This is a genomic window from Stenotrophomonas sp. AN71 (assembly GCF_050435725.1).
GTDB lineage: Bacteria > Pseudomonadota > Gammaproteobacteria > Xanthomonadales > Xanthomonadaceae > Stenotrophomonas.
Genome location: NZ_JBNDKU010000001.1, coordinates 814,968 through 832,066, shown reverse-complemented (window position 1 = coordinate 832,066; position 17,099 = coordinate 814,968). Strand labels below are relative to the sequence as shown.

The 17,099-nt window shown below is 65.7% G+C and carries 16 protein-coding genes; 8 read left to right on the top strand and 8 right to left on the bottom strand.

The window, feature by feature from the left end:
- Positions 1–28: 28 nt before the first annotated feature.
- The 6 genes from ABH900_RS03620 to ykgO form a co-directional block, all read right to left on the bottom strand.
- Positions 29–1,249: a TraB/GumN family protein gene (locus tag ABH900_RS03620; protein ID WP_429621346.1), complete on the bottom strand. Its 1,221-nt coding sequence runs from the start codon at positions 1,247–1,249 to the stop codon at positions 29–31.
- Between the two features lie 4 nt (positions 1,250–1,253).
- Entirely contained in the window at positions 1,254–1,784 is a 531-nt protein-coding gene (locus tag ABH900_RS03615) for an N-acetyltransferase family protein (RefSeq protein ID WP_429621345.1), read from the bottom strand.
- Positions 1,785–1,798: 14 nt separating this feature from the next.
- Positions 1,799–2,686, bottom strand: coding sequence for a carbon-nitrogen hydrolase (locus ABH900_RS03610; RefSeq protein WP_049442792.1), 888 nt, complete (start codon positions 2,684–2,686; stop codon positions 1,799–1,801).
- A gap of 160 nt (positions 2,687–2,846) precedes the next feature.
- Positions 2,847–3,884 (bottom strand): agmatine deiminase family protein, encoded by a 1,038-nt coding sequence (locus ABH900_RS03605; RefSeq protein ID WP_429621343.1) that lies wholly within the window; start codon positions 3,882–3,884, stop codon positions 2,847–2,849.
- Between the two features lie 39 nt (positions 3,885–3,923).
- Positions 3,924–4,253: a hypothetical protein gene (locus ABH900_RS03600; RefSeq protein ID WP_429621341.1), complete on the bottom strand. Its 330-nt coding sequence runs from the start codon at positions 4,251–4,253 to the stop codon at positions 3,924–3,926.
- Between the two features lie 147 nt (positions 4,254–4,400).
- Positions 4,401–4,526 carry a type B 50S ribosomal protein L36 gene (ykgO, locus tag ABH900_RS03595; protein ID WP_005409283.1) on the bottom strand — a complete coding sequence of 42 codons (126 nt, stop codon included), beginning with the start codon at positions 4,524–4,526 and terminating at the stop codon, positions 4,401–4,403.
- Between the two features lie 197 nt (positions 4,527–4,723).
- Here ykgO and cmk point away from each other — a divergent pair, with 197 nt between their 5' ends.
- From cmk to galU, 8 genes are all read left to right on the top strand, one after another.
- Positions 4,724–5,401, top strand: a complete 678-nt coding sequence (gene cmk / locus ABH900_RS03590) for a (d)CMP kinase (RefSeq protein ID WP_429621338.1) — start codon at positions 4,724–4,726, stop codon at positions 5,399–5,401.
- A 198-nt stretch (positions 5,402–5,599) separates the two neighbouring features.
- On the top strand, positions 5,600–7,285 hold the full coding sequence (gene rpsA / locus ABH900_RS03585; protein ID WP_057498113.1) for a 30S ribosomal protein S1: 1,686 nt from the start codon (positions 5,600–5,602) through the stop codon (positions 7,283–7,285).
- A gap of 87 nt (positions 7,286–7,372) precedes the next feature.
- Positions 7,373–7,678 (top strand): integration host factor subunit beta, encoded by a 306-nt coding sequence (locus ABH900_RS03580; RefSeq protein ID WP_429621336.1) that lies wholly within the window; start codon positions 7,373–7,375, stop codon positions 7,676–7,678.
- A 77-nt stretch (positions 7,679–7,755) separates the two neighbouring features.
- Positions 7,756–8,040, top strand: a complete 285-nt coding sequence (locus ABH900_RS03575) for a hypothetical protein (protein ID WP_429621334.1) — start codon at positions 7,756–7,758, stop codon at positions 8,038–8,040.
- 6 nt (positions 8,041–8,046) lie between these two features.
- Positions 8,047–9,225, top strand: a complete 1,179-nt coding sequence (lapB, locus tag ABH900_RS03570) for a lipopolysaccharide assembly protein LapB (RefSeq protein ID WP_429621332.1) — start codon at positions 8,047–8,049, stop codon at positions 9,223–9,225.
- A gap of 3 nt (positions 9,226–9,228) precedes the next feature.
- On the top strand, positions 9,229–10,218 hold the full coding sequence (locus ABH900_RS03565) for an MraY family glycosyltransferase (protein ID WP_429621330.1): 990 nt from the start codon (positions 9,229–9,231) through the stop codon (positions 10,216–10,218).
- Positions 10,219–10,221: 3 nt separating this feature from the next.
- Entirely contained in the window at positions 10,222–12,135 is a 1,914-nt protein-coding gene (locus ABH900_RS03560) for a polysaccharide biosynthesis protein (protein ID WP_429621328.1), read from the top strand.
- Positions 12,132–13,010 (top strand): UTP--glucose-1-phosphate uridylyltransferase GalU, encoded by an 879-nt coding sequence (gene galU / locus ABH900_RS03555; RefSeq protein ID WP_429621326.1) that lies wholly within the window; start codon positions 12,132–12,134, stop codon positions 13,008–13,010. The genes ABH900_RS03560 and galU overlap by 4 nt, the downstream gene beginning before the upstream one ends.
- Positions 13,011–13,389: 379 nt before the next feature.
- Here galU and ABH900_RS03550 read toward each other — a convergent pair whose 3' ends face one another.
- Both ABH900_RS03550 and ABH900_RS03545 read right to left on the bottom strand, forming a co-directional pair.
- Complete coding sequence (locus ABH900_RS03550; protein WP_429621324.1) at positions 13,390–14,598, bottom strand: acetyl-CoA C-acyltransferase; 1,209 nt, start codon at positions 14,596–14,598, stop codon at positions 13,390–13,392.
- Between the two features lie 111 nt (positions 14,599–14,709).
- A complete protein-coding gene (locus ABH900_RS03545) occupies positions 14,710–17,082 on the bottom strand; it encodes a 3-hydroxyacyl-CoA dehydrogenase/enoyl-CoA hydratase family protein (protein WP_429621322.1) in 2,373 nt (790 codons plus the stop codon).
- Between the last annotated feature and the right edge of the window lie 17 nt (positions 17,083–17,099).

The following is a 17,099-nucleotide window of genomic DNA, read 5'->3' as shown; positions in this document are numbered from 1 at the left end:
TAACGCGGGGCCATGCCCCGCGGAACCATCAACCGGCGACCTTGCCCCACACCTTGCCGGCGGTCAGCCACAGGCCGAGCATGCTGCCCAGGTTGGTCAGCATGAAGGTCAGCACCACGCGGGTAACGCGGTTGCGGTACCAGCCCTTCAGGGTCTGCGCATCGTCGCGCAGCTTGAGGAAGTCTTCGTAGGCCGGCTTGCGCAGGCGCGCTTCGACCAGTGCGGAGAACGCGCCGGTGGGGATGCTCAGGCGGAACGGCTTGAACGGGGCCACCACCATCGCGGTCAGGATGCTCAGCGGATGGCTGCCGGCCAGCAGGCAGCCAATGCCGGCCAGTCCGCCGGTGTACATCGCCCAGGTTGCCAGCAGCTCGGTGCCTACGCCCAGCCCGCCGCGGTAGAAGCCGACCGCGATGCCAGTGATCACGATGGCCAGGATGCCCAGCGTGAACCACGGGATGTTGCGCTTCTTCGGCACCGCTTCCAGCTCTGCGCGCAGCGGCGCCGGCGCCTCGGTGTCAGTTTCCAGGTAGCGCGCCAGCCCGGCCAGGTGGCCGGCACCGACCACCGCCAGCACTTCGCGCTGCTGGGAGTCGCGTGCTTCGCGCAGGCGCGTGGCCATGTAGCGGTCGCGCTCGCCGATGATGGTCTCGTACAACGCCGGGTTCTCGCTGGCGAACTCGCCGAAGCTCGATTCGAGCATGTCGCCCTGCTTGAGCTTCTCGATTTCGTTCTCGCCCACTTCCTCGGACGAGAACAGCCCGGCGCCGAGGCCGGCGACCAGCTTCAGCTTGCCGAAGAAGCCCAGCCGCTGCGACGCGCGTCGGAAGGTCAGGCCCACTTCGCGATCGATCAGATGCACGGGCAGGTCGCGCTCGCGGGCCAGGTCCACGGCGCGCTTCAGTTCGGCGCCGGGCTCGATGCCCAGCTGCTCGGCCAGGCGGCGTTGATAGGCCGACAGCGCCAGGTTGGCGGCGAACAACGCAACGCGGCCCTTGCGGATCACTTCGACCAGATCCAGCTTGGCCAGGGTGTCCGGGTCGCTCAGCGCCTGCAGGCGTTGCGGGTCCAGTTCCACTGCCACCGCATCGAAGCGGCCGCTGTCGATGGCTTTCTCCACCGCTTCGACGCTGGCGCGGGAAACGTGGGCGGTGCCCAGCAGGGTGTAGCGCACGCCGTCGCGTTCGACGACGCGCACCGGCTGGCCGGCGAACAGGTCGTCGCCGGTTTCGGGAAGGGTTTCGGTCATGGGTTCATTCATTGGAAGGTGCGGTGTCGGCGCCATCGCCGAGCGCGCGCTGCATCTGCACGGTATCCAGCCAGCGGCCATGCTTGCGGCCGAGGCCGCGGAACACGCCCACCAGCTCGAAGCCGAATCGTTCGTGCAGCTTGATCGAGGCGGAGTTGGTCGGTTCACCGATCACCGCCACCATCTGCCGGAAGCCGCGCGCCACGCAGGCATCGATCAACGCCTGCAGCAGGCCGGTACCGACGCCCTTGCCCTGGAAGCGGGCATCGACGTAGACCGAATTTTCAACGGTCCACTGGTAGGCGACGCGGGTACGGTAGGTGTTGGCATACGCATAGCCGGCCACCTGGCCGTCGATCTCGGCGACCAGGTAGGGGAAGCCACGATCGATGATGTCGCGCATGCGGCGCAGCATCTCGGCCGGGTCCGGGATGTCGTACTCGTAGGTGTTGACGAAGTCGGTCACTTCCACCGCGTAGATCGCGGTGATCGCGGCGATGTCGGCCGGGCCGACATCACGGATGAGGACGGCCATGCGTGGGCTCCGGCTCAGTCGATGTAGCGCTTGAGCAGGTCGCCGTACGCATCGATGCGGCGATCACGAAGGAACGGCCAGATCCGGCGCACATGCTCGCTGCGCTGCAGGTCGACGTCGCACAGCAACACGGTGGCGTCGGTGCCGGCTTCGGCCAGGAACTCGCCCTGCGGGCCCAGCACGTGGCTGTTGCCCCAGAACTGGATGCCCGACGCGCCCAGCGGCGAGGCTTCGTGGCCGACACGGTTGCAGCTCAGCACCGGCAGGCCGTTGGCCACGGCATGGCCGCGGTGGCTCAGCACCCAGGCGTCGCGCTGGCGGGTCTTCTCGTCCTGCACGTCATCCGGGTCCCAGCCGATCGCGGTCGGGTAGAGCAGCAGTTCGGCACCGGCCAGCGCCATCAGGCGCGCCGCTTCCGGGTACCACTGGTCCCAGCACACCAGCACGCCAAGGCGGCCCACCGAGGTGTCGATCGGCGTGAAGCCGATGTCGCCCGGGGTGAAGTAGAACTTCTCGTAGAAGCCCGGATCGTCCGGAATGTGCATCTTGCGGTACTTGCCGAGCAGGGTGCCGTCCTTCTCGAACACCACCGCGGTGTTGTGGTACAGACCAGCGGCCCGGCGCTCGAACAGCGAGCCGACCAGCACCACGCCATGCTTCTTCGCCAGCGCGCCCAGGCGTTCGGTGCTCGGGCCCGGAATCGGCTCGGCCAGGTCGAACTCGTCGACCGACTCGTGCTGACAGAAGTACGGACCGTTGTGCAGTTCCTGCAGCAGCACCAGCTTGGCACCCTGTGCCGCCGCCTCGGCCACGCGTGCTTCGATCACCGCCAGGTTGGCGGCGGCATCACCGTGGTTGCGCTCCTGGATCAGGGCGACGGTAAGGGGGCTGCGCGAGTTCATGCGGGGCGTTCCTGCGGGGGAAAACCTGCATGTTAGCGCGGATGTGGCGCGACGGCGTGTCGTGCGCTGAATGGCGCAGCGGGTAGTGCCGGCCGCTGGCCGGCAATCCCGTGGATCCATCAGGCATTGCAGGATTGCCGGCCAGCGGCCGGCACTACCGTTACGCCTTCAACAGCCCCGCCGGCAACTGCATGGTGATGCAGTGCAGGCTGCCGTTCTGCCAGATCAGCGAGCGGCAGGGCACCTGCACGATCTCGCGGCCCGGGTGGGCCTGCGCCAGCACATCGCGGGCGAGGTCATCGGCCGGATCACCGTAGGCCGGCATCAGCACCGCACCATTGACGATCAGGTAGTTGGCGTACGACGCGGCCAGGCGGCGGCCTTCGTCGATCACCGGCTGTGCCCACGGCAGCGGGAACAGCCGGTACGGCTGGCCGTCACGCGTGCGCAGAGCCGCCAGCTCGGCGCCCATCGCCTGCAGCTCGGCGTAGTGCGAATCGCTTTCGTCGTCGCAGGCCTGGTAGACGATGCTGTCGGCCGAGGCGAAGCGGGCAAGGGTATCGATGTGGGCGTCGGTGTCGTCGCCTTCCAGATAGCCATGGTCCAGCCACAGCACGCGGTCCTGCTGCAGCCAGTCGGCCAGGTCGGCACTCAGGCTGGCGCGGTCACGGTCCGGGTGGCGCTCGTGCAGGCACTTCCAGGTGGTCAGCAGGGTGCCTTCACCGTCGGTCTCGATGCCGCCGCCTTCCAGCGCGAACGGGATGCTGCGCACCGCCGCGTCGTTGAACACGCCGGCCTGGTCGAGCACGCCGACCAGCTGGTCATCGAGGGTGGCGTCGAACTTGCCGCCCCAACCGGTGAAGCGGAAATCCAGCAGCTGGAAGCTGCCATCGGCGCGGCGCAGTGTGATCGGGCCGGAGTCGCGCAGCCAGGTATCGTCGTAGGCGGCCGTGGTGAAGTGGACCTTGTCCATGTCGATGCGGTTGGAGCGCAGCCGCATTTCGGCATAGGTCTCCACGTCGTCATCGGCCACGCAGATCAGCACCGGCTGGAAGCGGGTGATGGCCGCGACCAGCGCGATGTAGGTCTCTTCCACCTGGCCCAGGCGGTCGGCCCAGTCGGTGTCGGCGGTCGGCCAGGCAATCAGGACGCCGCTCTGGGCTTCCCACTCGGCAGGAAAACGAAGGGTCTGGTTCATGGTCTCGCTACACAGGCCCGCCCACGGCGGGTAAAGGGATCAACGGATCGGCGGTTTCGGGCCGATTTCGTTCGGGTCCGCCTGGTTGGCCACCACGTTGATCACCTTCTGCTTTTCGAAGTAGACGGTGAACTGCGGGTACACCCAGCGGTTGATGGTCGGCCATTGGCGCTTCTGGCCGCCACGCGGCTGCAGCTGCTCGTTGGGCGCGCCGAACTGCGCCTGCACCTGCTGCATGCTCTGGCCGCGAACGGGCAGGGCACCGGCCGGCTTCTCGCGGGCACGGTCGACAAGCAGGGTATCGGCCAGCGCCGGCGTGGCGGCGGCCAGGGCGGCCATCACGGCCAGGACGGACAGGTAACGCTTCATCTCGATCTACTCCCCAGTGGTCAAGAAAGGCGATTACAGCAAAAACGACAGGAAAAAGCCGCATAAACAAAAAACCGCCCGAAGGCGGTTTCTTGCATCGGGTCGGCCCCGCGTAGGGCCAGCCTCAGCCGCGAGGGCTGGTGAGGCTTAGCGCTGACGCGCCTTGAAACGCGGGTTCGACTTGCAGATGACGAAGATCTTGCCACGACGACGCACGACCTTGCAGTCACGGTGACGGGCCTTCGCCGACTTCAGGGAGGACAGGACTTTCATGGCATACCTCGGCGTAAACAGTAGTTGTTCGGGTGGAGCGTGGCCGCGATATGCGAAAGACAATCGGCAGTTGACGCTCGTTCAAGCCCGCCATTCTACCGGGCTTTTCCTCGTGGTTTCAAGTGGTTGCACAAAAGATCCCGCTGGGGGCGTCTGGCAGGGGCTAGAATGGCCTCTTCACACGCTCTGGGACCCCCATGAATCCACTCGCTCCCGTCCTGACCATCGACGGCCCATCCGGGGCCGGCAAGGGTACCATCAGCCGCATCGTCGCGCGCCGGATGGGCTGGCATTACCTGGATTCGGGCGCGCTGTACCGGGCGGTGGGCGTGGCTGCCAGCTGGGCCGACATTGACACGTCCGACGCGTCGGCGCTGGTGCGCTGCACCTTCGATACCCACGTTCAGTTTGTCGAGCAGGGCGAGGCGATGCGGGTCCTGGTCAACGGCACCGATGCCACCGATGAGCTGCGCCTGGAGACCACGGGTGCGCTGGCCTCGGCCATCGCCGCCATTCCCGAGGTCCGGGCTGCCCTGAAGGAACGCCAGCGCGCATTCAGGGAGCTGCCGGGCCTGGTTGCCGACGGCCGCGACATGGGTACGGTGATCTTCGCCGACGCCCCATACAAGGTCTTCCTGACCGCCAGTGCCGAGGAGCGTGCCGAGCGCCGGCATAAGCAGTTGAAAGACAAGGGGGTTTCTGTTAGCTTTGATGACCTCCTGCGCGAGATCATGGCCCGCGACGCCCGTGATGCTCAGCGTACCGTGGCGCCCCTGAAGCCGGCAGACGATGCTGTCCTCATCGACACCACAGGCATCGGCATCGTAGATGTCGTTGCCAGAGTGATGGATCTGCTTCCGGTTCCGGCTGCCTGATCCGTTCGCGCGGGAGCACTGCCAGCAGTATCGGCGGTGGTCGCGAAAAGCAATGCTGTACCAGCTCCGTCGCGCAATGATGCGTGGCGGTTTTCCTACTACACACGACCTGCGTTTCCGGGGTCGACCAACAGGCGGGCGGTCGCCATTCCCCTGAAGGGGACGCCACCGACCCATGTGTCCAACAGAGTAAATCTAATGACCGAATCATTTGCCGAACTGTTTGAAGCCAGCCAGGCCAACCTGGCCAAGCTGAAGCCGGGCGCCATCGTCAGCGGTACCGTTGTTGAAGTCCGCGGCGACGTCGTGGTGATCAACGCTGGCCTGAAGTCCGAAGGCATCGTGCCGATCGAACAGTTCCGTAACGACGCTGGCGAAATCGACGTCGCCGAAGGCGACATCGTCAAGGTTGCCCTCGACTCGATCGAGAACGGCTTCGGCGAAACCGTCCTGTCGCGCGAGAAGGCCAAGCGCGCGATGGTGTGGGACGAGCTGGAAGAAGCGTTGGAAAAGAACGAAACCATCACCGGCCGCATCAGCGGCAAGGTCAAGGGTGGTTTCACCGTGGACATCAAGGATGTCCGCGCCTTCCTGCCGGGTTCCCTGGTCGATGTGCGCCCGGTGCGCGATCCGGCCTACCTGGAAGGCAAGGAGCTGGAATTCAAGCTCATCAAGCTGGACCGCAAGCGTAACAACGTCGTGGTCTCGCGCCGCGCTGTCGTCGAAAGCGAGCACTCGGAAGAGCGCGAGCAGCTGATGGACAAGCTGCAGGAAGGCGCGATCCTGAAGGGTGTCGTCAAGAACCTGACCGACTACGGCGCGTTCGTGGACCTGGGCGGTATCGACGGCCTGCTGCACATCACCGACATGGCATGGAAGCGCGTGCGCCATCCGTCCGAAGTCGTGAACGTCGGCGACGAGCTGGACGTGCGCGTGCTGAAGTTCGACCGCGAGCGCAACCGCGTTTCGCTGGGCCTGAAGCAGCTGGGCGAAGATCCGTGGGATAACATCGCCCGTCGTTACCCGGCCAACAGCCGCGTCTTCGGCAAGGTCTCCAACGTCACCGATTACGGCGCGTTCGTCGAGATCGAGCCGGGCGTCGAAGGCCTGGTGCACGTGTCCGAGATGGATTGGACCAACAAGAACGTCAACCCGTCCAAGGTTGTGCAGGTCGGTGACGAAGTTGAAGTCATGGTCCTGGACGTCGACGAGGAGCGTCGCCGCATCTCGCTGGGCATGAAGCAGGTTGCCGCCAATCCGTGGGAAACCTTCGCTGCCACCCACAAGAAGGGTGACAAGGTGTCGGGCCAGATCAAGTCGATCACCGACTTCGGCATCTTCATCGGCCTGGACGGCGGCATCGACGGTCTGGTGCACCTGTCCGACATCAGCTGGAACACCACCGGCGAAGACGTCGTTCGCAACTTCAAGAAGGGCGATACCCTGGACGCAGTCGTCCTGGCCGTCGACCCGGAGCGCGAGCGCATCTCCCTGGGCGTGAAGCAGCTGGAGCAGGATCCGTTCGGCCAGTACATGGCGGCCAATCCGAAGGGCTCCAAGGTTGAAGGCGTGGTGAAGGAAGTCGACGCCAAGGGCGCGATCATCGAGCTGGCTGACGGCATCGAAGGTTACGTCTCGGCCCGCGACATCGCCAACGAGCGCGTTGACGACGCCACCCAGCACCTGAAGGTCGGCGACAAGGTCGAAGCCAAGTTCGTGGGCATGGACCGCAAGGGCCGTACCCTGCAGCTGTCGATCAAGGCCAAGGACGACGCGGAAATGCGCGAAGTGCTGGAGGAATACCAGTCCTCTTCGGCTTCCAGCGGCACCACCCAGCTGGGCGCGCTGCTGCGTGCACAGCTGAACGGCAACAAGTCCGAGTAATCGGCCTTACGCTGTTCGTTGTTTCCTGGACGGCCCGGGCATTGCCCGGGCCGTTTCAGGCTGAGATGCCCCTGATGTGAGCCGGTAATGACCAAATCCGAACTGATCGAAATCCTTGCGCGCCGTCAGGCGCACCTGAAGGCCGATGATGTCGATCTGGCGGTCAAGTCGTTGCTGGAAATGATGGGCGGATCGTTGTCCGCCGGCGATCGCATCGAAATCCGTGGTTTCGGCAGCTTCTCGCTGCACTATCGTCCGCCGCGCCTGGGTCGCAACCCGAAGACCGGCGAATCGGTTGCCCTGCCGGGCAAGTATGTCCCTCATTTCAAGCCGGGCAAGGAACTGCGCGAGCGGGTCAGCAGTGTGCTGCCGCTGGACGCCGATCCGGCCTGAGCCTTCCGTCGCGCCACCGCGTGCGAATCCAGCCGCGAGTCGGATAAGCTACGGACTCCTGCCACTGGAGCTGTCGCATGAAGGTTTTTCGTCTGCTGGTCCTGCTGGCGGTGCTGATTCTTGGATTGATCATCGGTGCGGTCAACATGACCGCGATGTCGATCAACCTGTTGTTCACCCAACTGCACACCTCGGTGGGCGTGGCGCTGATCGCCGCGCTGCTGGTGGGTGTCGTGGTCGGTGCCGGCCTGGTGCTGGTGAGCGTGGTCATTCCGCTCTACGGCCAGCTGCGCCGCGCCAACAAGTCCGCTGTCGCCCCGCCGGCACCGGTTGCTTCCTCCCAATCTGTTGATGGACGTTGATCGAAGATGGAATTCGTCACCGAGTGGTTCTGGTTCTTCCTGTTCGTTCCACTGGCCGCATTGGCCGGGTGGGTGATCGGACGACGTGGCGGTCAACGCCACGGTGACAGCCAGGTCAGCCGCCTGTCGAGCACCTACTTCCGCGGCCTGAACTACCTGCTCAACGAGCAGCCGGACAAGGCCATCGAGCTGTTCCTGCACATCGCCGAGCTGGACAAGGAGACCTTCGAGACCCAGGTCGCGCTGGGCCACCTGTTCCGCCGCCGTGGCGAAGTCGACCGCGCCATCCGCCTGCACCAGGGCCTGGTCAACCGCCATGACCTGAGTGACGCACAGCGTGTGCAGGCCCTGCTGGCACTGGGCGAGGACTACATGAAGTCCGGGCTGCTGGATCGTGCCGAGACGGTGTTTACCGAGCTGGCGCAGCTGGACCAGCGCGCTCCGCAGGCGCTCAAGCACCTGATCGGCATCTACCAGGCCGAGCGTGACTGGGAAAAGGCGATCGACAACGCCACCCGTTTCGAGGACGTCACCGGCGAGCCGATGGGCAAGCTGATCGGGCAGTTCGAATGCGAACTGGCCGAGCGCTTCCGTGGTGCCGGCAAGCTGGAAGAGGCGAGGGCAGCGATCGCGCGGGCCTACCAGGCCGACGCGATGTCGGTGCGTGCCGGCATCATCGAGGGCCGCCTGGAAACCGACGCCGGCAATCCGGAGGCTGCGGTGCGGGCCTTCGAGCGCGCTGCGCGCAACGACCCCGAATACCTGCCGGAGCTGCTGCCGGCGCTGATGCAGAACTACCGCAAGGTCGGTGACCTGGCGGGCGCGCGCGCCTTCCTGTCGGAGATGACCGAGCATTACCGCGGCATCGCCCCGGTGCTGGCGCTGACCCGCCTGATGGAAGAGCAGGAAGGCGTGGCGCCGGCCCGTGCCTACCTCGGCCGCCAGCTCAAGGACCGCCCGTCGGTACGTGGCGAATCGGCGCTGATCGACCTGACCCTGGCCGACGGTGCCGACTCCACCGCCACGCTGCACGATCTCAAGCACATCACCGACCAGCTGCTGGTCCGCAACCCGGCCTATCGCTGCACCCGCTGCGGTTTCGGCGCGCGCACCCATCACTGGCAGTGCCCGAGCTGCAAGGAGTGGGGTACGGTCAAGCCGCTGCTGAATTACGCGGTGCTCTGATCCATGCCCTGGCTTGTGATGGGCGCGCTGCTCGGGCTCGCCCTGTTGAGTGCGGTGCTGACCTGGGCGGCGCGTGGCTATGCGCTGCGCCAGCAGTTGATGGACCAGCCTGGCGAGCGCCGCAGCCATAGTGTCGCGACGCCGCGCGGAGGCGGCATTGCCATCGTCATCAGCTTGCTGGTGACTGCGGGCGTAGCGATCTGGGCTTGGCCCGAGGCGACGCCGAGCCTGCTGGTGGCCAGTCTCGGCCTGGTGCTGGTGGCCGGCATCGGTTGGTGGGACGACCACAAGCCCCTGCCAGCCATGCGCCGCCTGCTGGTACATTTCATTGCTGCCGCGCTGCTGGCCGGCCTGGTCAAGGTGAACGGCGGCAGCTGGCTGCTGGCGGCGCTGGTACTGGTGTTCACTGCCTCGCTGATCAACATCTGGAACTTCATGGACGGCATCAACGGCATCGCCGCCAGCCAGGCGGTTGTGGCCATGCTGGGCCTGGCGCCCGTGCTGCCCTGGCCGTACTCGCTGGCCGCCGTGGCGCTCGGCCTGGCCTGCCTCGGCTTCCTGCCGTTCAACTTCCCCCGGGCCCGGATTTTCATGGGTGATGTCGGAAGTGGCGCGCTGGGCTATGCGGTCGCGGCAGTGCTGGCGCTCGCCAGCGTGCGTACCGACATCAACTGGATCCTGCTGCTGGTGCCGATCTCGCCGTTCCTTGTGGACGCGGGCTTCACGCTGCTGGCGCGCATCATTTCCGGACAACGCTGGATGGAACCCCATACCCAGCACGTCTACCAGCGCGCGGTGCAGGCAGGAGCCAGTCACCCCCAGGTGACAGGGATGTACTTTGCTTTGGGCCTGTTCAGTATTACAGTGTTCAATGTCTGCTCCAATTTGCAGCCGAGGTGGGAGGCTGTCGTGGCGATCGCGTGGTTCATTGCGCTGAGCGTCCTCTGGCTCCTCCTGCGCAATGGAATGCGCCACCGACAAGGGACTACCTGAATTATGGCTTCACCCTGGCGGGACAGAATCCTCGGCCTGATGCCGCGTTCGGCCATCGTCTGCCACGACCTGTTCATGGTCTGGGCATGCTGGCAGTTGCTCCATGCAGGGCGTTACTCGATCCTGCCCAACGCCCCGGCGCTGCCCCTGTGGAACGTCGACACCACGCTGGTGCTGCTGCTGCAGGGCCTGGTGTTCTGGCGCGTGGGCCTGTACCGCGGCCTGTGGCGATTTGCCAGCGTCAGCGACCTGTTGAACATCTTCAAGGCCAGCTTCATCGGCATGGTCGCCATCGTCCTGGTGCTGATGTGGAAGCGCTTCGATGGCGTGCCGATGTCGGTACTGGTGATCTATCCGTTCGCGCTGTCGGCGCTGCTGGGCGCACCGCGCCTGCTGTACCGGGCGTGGAAGGACTATCAGTCGCTGCAGTCCGATTCGAGCGCGCGCCGCGTGCTGATCCTTGGCGCTGGCCAGGCGGCCGAGACCCTGGTGCGCGACCTGCGCCGCTCCGGCAATTTCGAGCCGGTCGGCCTGCTTGACGATGCGCCCCACCTGCGCGGCGCCAAGCTGCAGGGCCTGCCGATCCTCGGCACGCTGGACGACGCGCCGACGGTGGTCCGCGAGACGGCGGCCAAGCTGCTGGTGATCGCCATTCCCTCGCTGGATGCCGCCGGCATGCAGCGCGTGGTCGCGATCTGCGAAAGCACCGGGGTGCCGTTCCGGACCGTGCCCAAGCTCAGCGACATCCTGCAGGGACAGTCGCTGCCGGGACAGCTGAAGGAAGTGGCGATCGAGGATCTTCTGGGTCGCAAGCCGATCATGCCGGACTGGAACCTGATCCGGGGCTGGCTGGGCGGGCGTACCGTGATGGTCACCGGCGCTGGCGGTTCGATCGGCTCGGAGCTGTGCCGCCAGTGCGCGCGTCACGGCGCCGGCCGCATCGTCCTGCTGGAGATCAGTGAACTGCTGCTGCTGACCATCGAGGGTGAGCTGCGCCGCAGCTTCCCGGATGTCGAGATCGAAGCGGTGCTCGGCGATTGCGGTGACCCGGCGGTGATCCGTCATGCGCTGTCGCTGCACCCCGTGGATACCGCCTTCCATGCTGCGGCCTACAAGCATGTGCCGGTGCTGGAGCGGCAGCTGCGCGAAGCGGTGCGCAACAACATCCTGGCGACCGAGAATGTGGCCCGCGCCTGCCTGGAAGCACGTGTGGAGCATTTCGTGTTCATTTCCACCGACAAGGCGGTCGACCCGGTCAACGCGCTGGGCGCGAGCAAGCGCTACGCCGAAATGATCTGCCAGAGCCTGGACCAGAAGTCCTCGCATACCCGCTTCGTGACGGTGCGCTTCGGCAATGTGCTGGCCTCGGCCGGCAGCGTGGTGCCCCTGTTCCGCGAGCAGATCCTGCGCGGTGGGCCGATCACGGTGACCGACCCGGAGGTTACCCGTTACTTCATGACGATTCCGGAGGCCTGCCAGCTGATCCTGCAGGCGGCCGCGTCGGGATCGCACGGAGCGATCTACACCCTCGACATGGGCGAGCCGGTGCCGATCCGCGTACTGGCCGAACAGATGATCCGCCTGGCCGGCAAGCAGCCGTACAAGGACATCCAGATCATCTATACCGGCCTGCGCCCGGGCGAGAAGCTGCACGAAACATTGTTCTACTCGGACGAGGATTACCGCTCGACCGCGCACCCGAAGATCCTCGAGGCCGGCGTGCGCACCTTCTCGCGCGACCTGGTGCTGGGCAATGTTCCGCGCCTGCGCGAAGCGATTGCCATCTACGACACCGCCAGCATCCAGGAAATCCTGTTTGCGACGATGCCGGAGTTCTCGCCAATCGAACAAGACGCTTACATTTCATCCGCTAAAGTCGTGCGTTTTCCGGCACGTGAGGCCAACAGGCACCAATGAGCAAGCGAATTCGCAAAGCAGTTTTCCCGGTGGCAGGGCTGGGGACGCGTTTTTTGCCAGCAACCAAGACTGTGCCGAAGGAGATGCTGCCGATCATTGATCGACCGCTGATCCAGTACGCCGTGGATGAAGCCATCGAAGCCGGCTGCGACACGCTGGTGTTCATCACCAATCGCTACAAGCATGCGGTGGCCGACTATTTCGACAAGGCCTACGAGCTGGAACAGAAGCTCGAGCGCGCCGGCAAGCAGGAACAGCTGGAGCTGATCCGCCACGTGCTGCCCGAGGGCGTGCGCGCGATCTTCGTGACCCAGGCCGAGGCCTTGGGTCTGGGCCATGCCGTACTGTGTGCCAAGGCCGTGATCGGCGACGAGCCGTTTGCGGTGCTGCTGCCCGACGACCTGATCTGGAACCGGGGTGCCGGTGCGCTCAAGCAGATGGCCGACCTCAACGAGGCCAGTGGCGCCAGCGTGATCGCGGTCGAAGACGTTCCGCATGAAAAGACGGCCAGCTACGGCATCGTCGCCACCGAGGCGTTCGACGGTCGCAAGGGCCGTATCTCGCAGATCGTGGAGAAGCCGAAGCCGGAGGACGCGCCGAGCGATCTGGCGGTGGTCGGCCGTTACGTGCTGAGCCCGAAGATCTTCGAACTGCTGGAGCAGACCGGCAGCGGCGCCGGTGGTGAGATCCAGCTGACCGATGCGATCGCCGAGCTGTTGAAGATCGAAGAGGTGGATGCCTATCGCTTCGAGGGCACCCGCTTTGACTGCGGCACGCACCTGGGGCTGGTGGAAGCAACGATCCGTTTCGCGCTGGACAACCCGAAGCTGGCCGGCCCGGCGCGGGAGAAGCTGGCGGCGATGCTGGCGGAGTAAGGTTTATCAAGCCCTCCGTGCTGCGCCTCCCTGTACACCTGGGGAGGCGGGGGCAGGAAGGGCGGAATCAAGGGCAGAAGCAAAAGCAAAAAAGGCAGCCATTGGCTGCCTTTTCTGTGGGTTGGGGTCGGATCCCTTTGCGCAGCAAAGGGCTGTGACCCCTAGGCCGAAAGCATCCACGCATGGCGTGGATCTACTGCCTTTGCTCATCCCTCCGCCGCAGGGAGGCTGGAAGGGGGCCGGGTTGGCAGGGCTGCCTGGGACCGTTGGCGCCATGGATGGCGCCATCGAGCCCCCATGGATGGGTTCACGGCGTGTCCCGGGCAGCCCTGCCAACCCAGTCCACGCCATGAAGCCCAACGAGGCAACGCTTTGAACCTTACAGCGCCTCGAAAATACCCGCTGCGCCCATGCCGGTGCCGATGCACATGGTCACCATGCCGTACTTCTGCTGGCGACGACGCAGGCCGTGCAGCAGGGTGGCGGTACGGATCGCGCCGGTCGCACCCAGCGGGTGACCCAGGGCGATCGCGCCGCCCAGCGGGTTGACCTTGCTCGGGTCCAGGCCGCAATCGCGGATCACCGCCAGCGACTGCGCAGCGAAGGCTTCGTTGAGCTCGATCCAGTCCAGCTGGTCCTGGGTCAGGCCGGCCTGCTTCAGTGCCTTCGGGATCGCCGCGATCGGGCCGATGCCCATCACTTCCGGACGCACGCCGGCCACCGAGAAGCTGACGAAACGCGCCAGCGGGGTCAGCCCGTAATCCTTGATCGCCTGCTCCGAGGCCAGCAGCACGGCACCGGCGCCGTCGCTCATCTGCGACGAGTTGCCGGCGGTGACGGTGCCGCCGAACTGGCCGTTGCGGAACACCGGGCGCAGCTTGGCCAGGCCTTCAGCGGACGAGTCCGGGCGCGGGCCTTCGTCGGTGTCGGCCACCTTGTTGCGGGTGATGATGCGCTTGCCGTCGGCCAGGTCCGGCAGGTGCGAGACGATCTCGTACGGGCTGATCTCGTCCTTGAAATCGCCGTTCTGGATCGCGGCCATGGCCTTCTGGTGCGAGGCGAGGGCGAAGGCGTCCTGGTCTTCGCGCGAGACCTTCCACTCCTCGGCGACCTTCTCGGCGGTGATGCCCATGCCGTAGGCGATGGCGACGTGATCGTTGTCGAACACACTCGGCGCCATCGCAATCTTGTTGCCCATCATCGGCACCATCGACATCGACTCGGTGCCGCCGGCCAGCATCAGGTCGGCGTTGCCCAGGCGGATCGCGTCGGCGGCCTGCGCCACGGCCTGCAGGCCCGAGGAACAGAAGCGGTTCACGGTCTGCGCGGCAATGGTATTCGGCAGGCCAGCCAACAGCACGCCGATGCGCGCCACGTTCATGCCCTGCTCGGCTTCCGGCATCGCGCAGCCGATGATCGCGTCATCGATACGGTTGACGTCCACGCCCGGGGCCTGGGCCACGACGCTGCGCAGCACGTGCGCAAGCATGTCGTCGGGGCGGGTGTTGCGGAACATGCCCTTGGGCGCCTTGCCAACCGGGGTACGGGTGGCGGCGACGATGTAGGCGTCCTGGATTTGCTTGGTCATTGCAGTGATCTCTCGAAGTTTTTTGCCGGTGTGCCCACCAAGGTGGGCACCTACCGGAGGCGGAGGAGTGCCGACCAACGGTCGGCACCCACCAGAAGCAGGGAGGGGCAATCAGTTCCGCAGCGGCTTGCCGGTCTTCAGCATGTGCGCGATGCGGGCCTGGGTCTTTTCCTGCTGGGCCAGTTCAACGAAATGCTTGCGCTCCAGGGTCAGCAGCCACTCTTCGTCCACCAGAGTGCCGCGGTCGACCTTGCCGCCGCACAGCACGGTGGCGATGCGCTCGGCGATCTCGTAGTCGTAGGGGCTGATGAAGCGGCCTTCGAGCATGTTGACCAGCATCATCTTGAACGTGGCGATGCCCACGTCACCGGCCACCTGGATACGGCGCGCCGGCAGCGGCGGACGGTAGCCCGCTTCGGCCAGTGCACGCGCTTCGGCCTTGGCGATGTACAGCGCTTCGTAGCTGTTGAACACGACCTTGTCGGTGCTGCGCAGCAGGCCCAGTTCCTGGGCGTTGACCGCCGAGTTGGACACCTTGGCCATCGCCACGGTCTCGAAGGTCTTCTTCAGTTCGGCGAACACATCACCGCCCGGGCCTGCGGCCTGCGAGGCGCGTACGGCCAGTTCCTTCAGGCCGCCACCGGCCGGCAGCAGGCCGACGCCGGCCTCGACCAGGCCAATGTAGCTTTCCAGGAAGGCCACGGTCTTGGCGCTGTGCATCTGGAACTCGCAACCGCCGCCCAGGGCCAGGCCACGAACGGCCGCCACCACCGGTACCAGCGAGTACTTGATGCGCTGGCTGGTGCGCTGGAAGTTGGCGACCATTTCTTCGAACTGGTCGACCTTGCCGGCTTGCAGCAGGCCCAGCGCGCCGGCCAGATCGGCACCGGCGGAGAAGGGTTCCTTCTGCTGCCAGATCACCAGGCCCTGGAAGTCCTTCTCGGCGCGGCTGACGCATTCCTGCAGGCCATCGAGCACCTGGTCGGACACGGTGTTCATCTTGGTCTTGAAGCTGACCACGGCGATGCCATCACCGTCATGCCACATGCGCAGGCCATCGTTCTCGAACACGGTCTCGCCCGGCGCGAACTTTTCGCCCAGCAGCGGATCCGGGAAACGCTGGCGCTGGTACACCGGCAGCGACGAGCGCGGCAGCTTGGCGTTGCGCGACGGGCTGTAGCTGCCCTCGGCGGCATGCACGCCGTCGCGGCCATCGAACACCCAATCCGGCAACGGGGCATTGCTCATGCTCTTGTCGGCGACGATGTCATCGGCGATCCACTGTGCCACCTGCTTCCAGCCGGCGGCCTGCCAGGTTTCGAACGGGCCCAGCGACCAGCCATAGCCCCAGCGGATGGCCAGGTCGACGTCGCGCGCGGTCTCGGCGATGTCGGCCAGGTGGTAGGCGCTGTAGTGGAACAGGTCGCGGAAGGTCGCCCACAGGAACTGCGCCTGCGGGTGCTGGCTCTCGCGCAGCTTGGCGAACTTCTCGGCCGGGTTTTTGATCTTCAGGATCTCGACCACTTCCGGTGCGGCGGCGCGGTCAGCCGGGCGGTAGTCCTGCTTTTCCAGGTCGAGCACCACGATGTCCTTGCCGACCTTGCGGAAGATGCCGGCGCCGGTCTTCTGGCCGAGCGCGCCCTTGGCAATCAGCGCGTCCAGCCACTTCGGCGACTTGAAGAATTCATGCCACGGGTCGTTCGGCAGGGTGTCGCCCATGGTCATGATGACGTGGGCCATGGTGTCCAGGCCGACCACGTCGGAGGTGCGGTAGGTGGCCGACTTCGGGCGGCCGACCAGCGGGCCGGTCAGGCCGTCCACTTCATCGAAGCCCAGGCCGAACTGCTGGGTGTGGTGGATGGTGGACAGGATCGAGAACACGCCGATGCGGTTGCCGATGAAATTCGGGGTGTCCTTGGCGTACACCACACCCTTGCCCAGGGTGGTGACCAGGAATTCCTCCAGGCCTTCCAGCACGGCGGCATCGGTGGTGGTGGCCGGGATCAGCTCGGCCAGGTGCATGTAGCGCGGCGGGTTGAAGAAATGCACGCCGCAGAAGCGGTGGCGCAGCTGCTCGGGCAGCACGTCGGCCAGCTTGTTGATGCCCAGGCCCGAGGTATTGGAGGCCAGCACCGCGTGGTCGGCCACGAACGGGGCGATCTTCTTGTACAGGTCCTGCTTCCAGTCCATGCGCTCGGCAATGGCCTCGATGATCAGGTCGCAGTCCTTCAGCTGCTCCAGGCTGGTCTCGTAATTGCCCGGGGTGATGGCTTCGGCCAGCGACTTGCTGGCCAGCGGCGCCGGGCTCAGCTTGCCCAGGTTGGCGATCGCCTTCAGCACGATGCCGTCGGCCGGACCTTCCTTGGCAGGCAGGTCGAACAGCACAGTGTCGACGCCGGCATTGGTGAGGTGGGCGGCGATCTGGGCACCCATGACGCCGGCACCCAGCACGGCGGCGCGGCGGACTAGCAGGGAATTGGACATGGTGTAGGGCCTTTGTT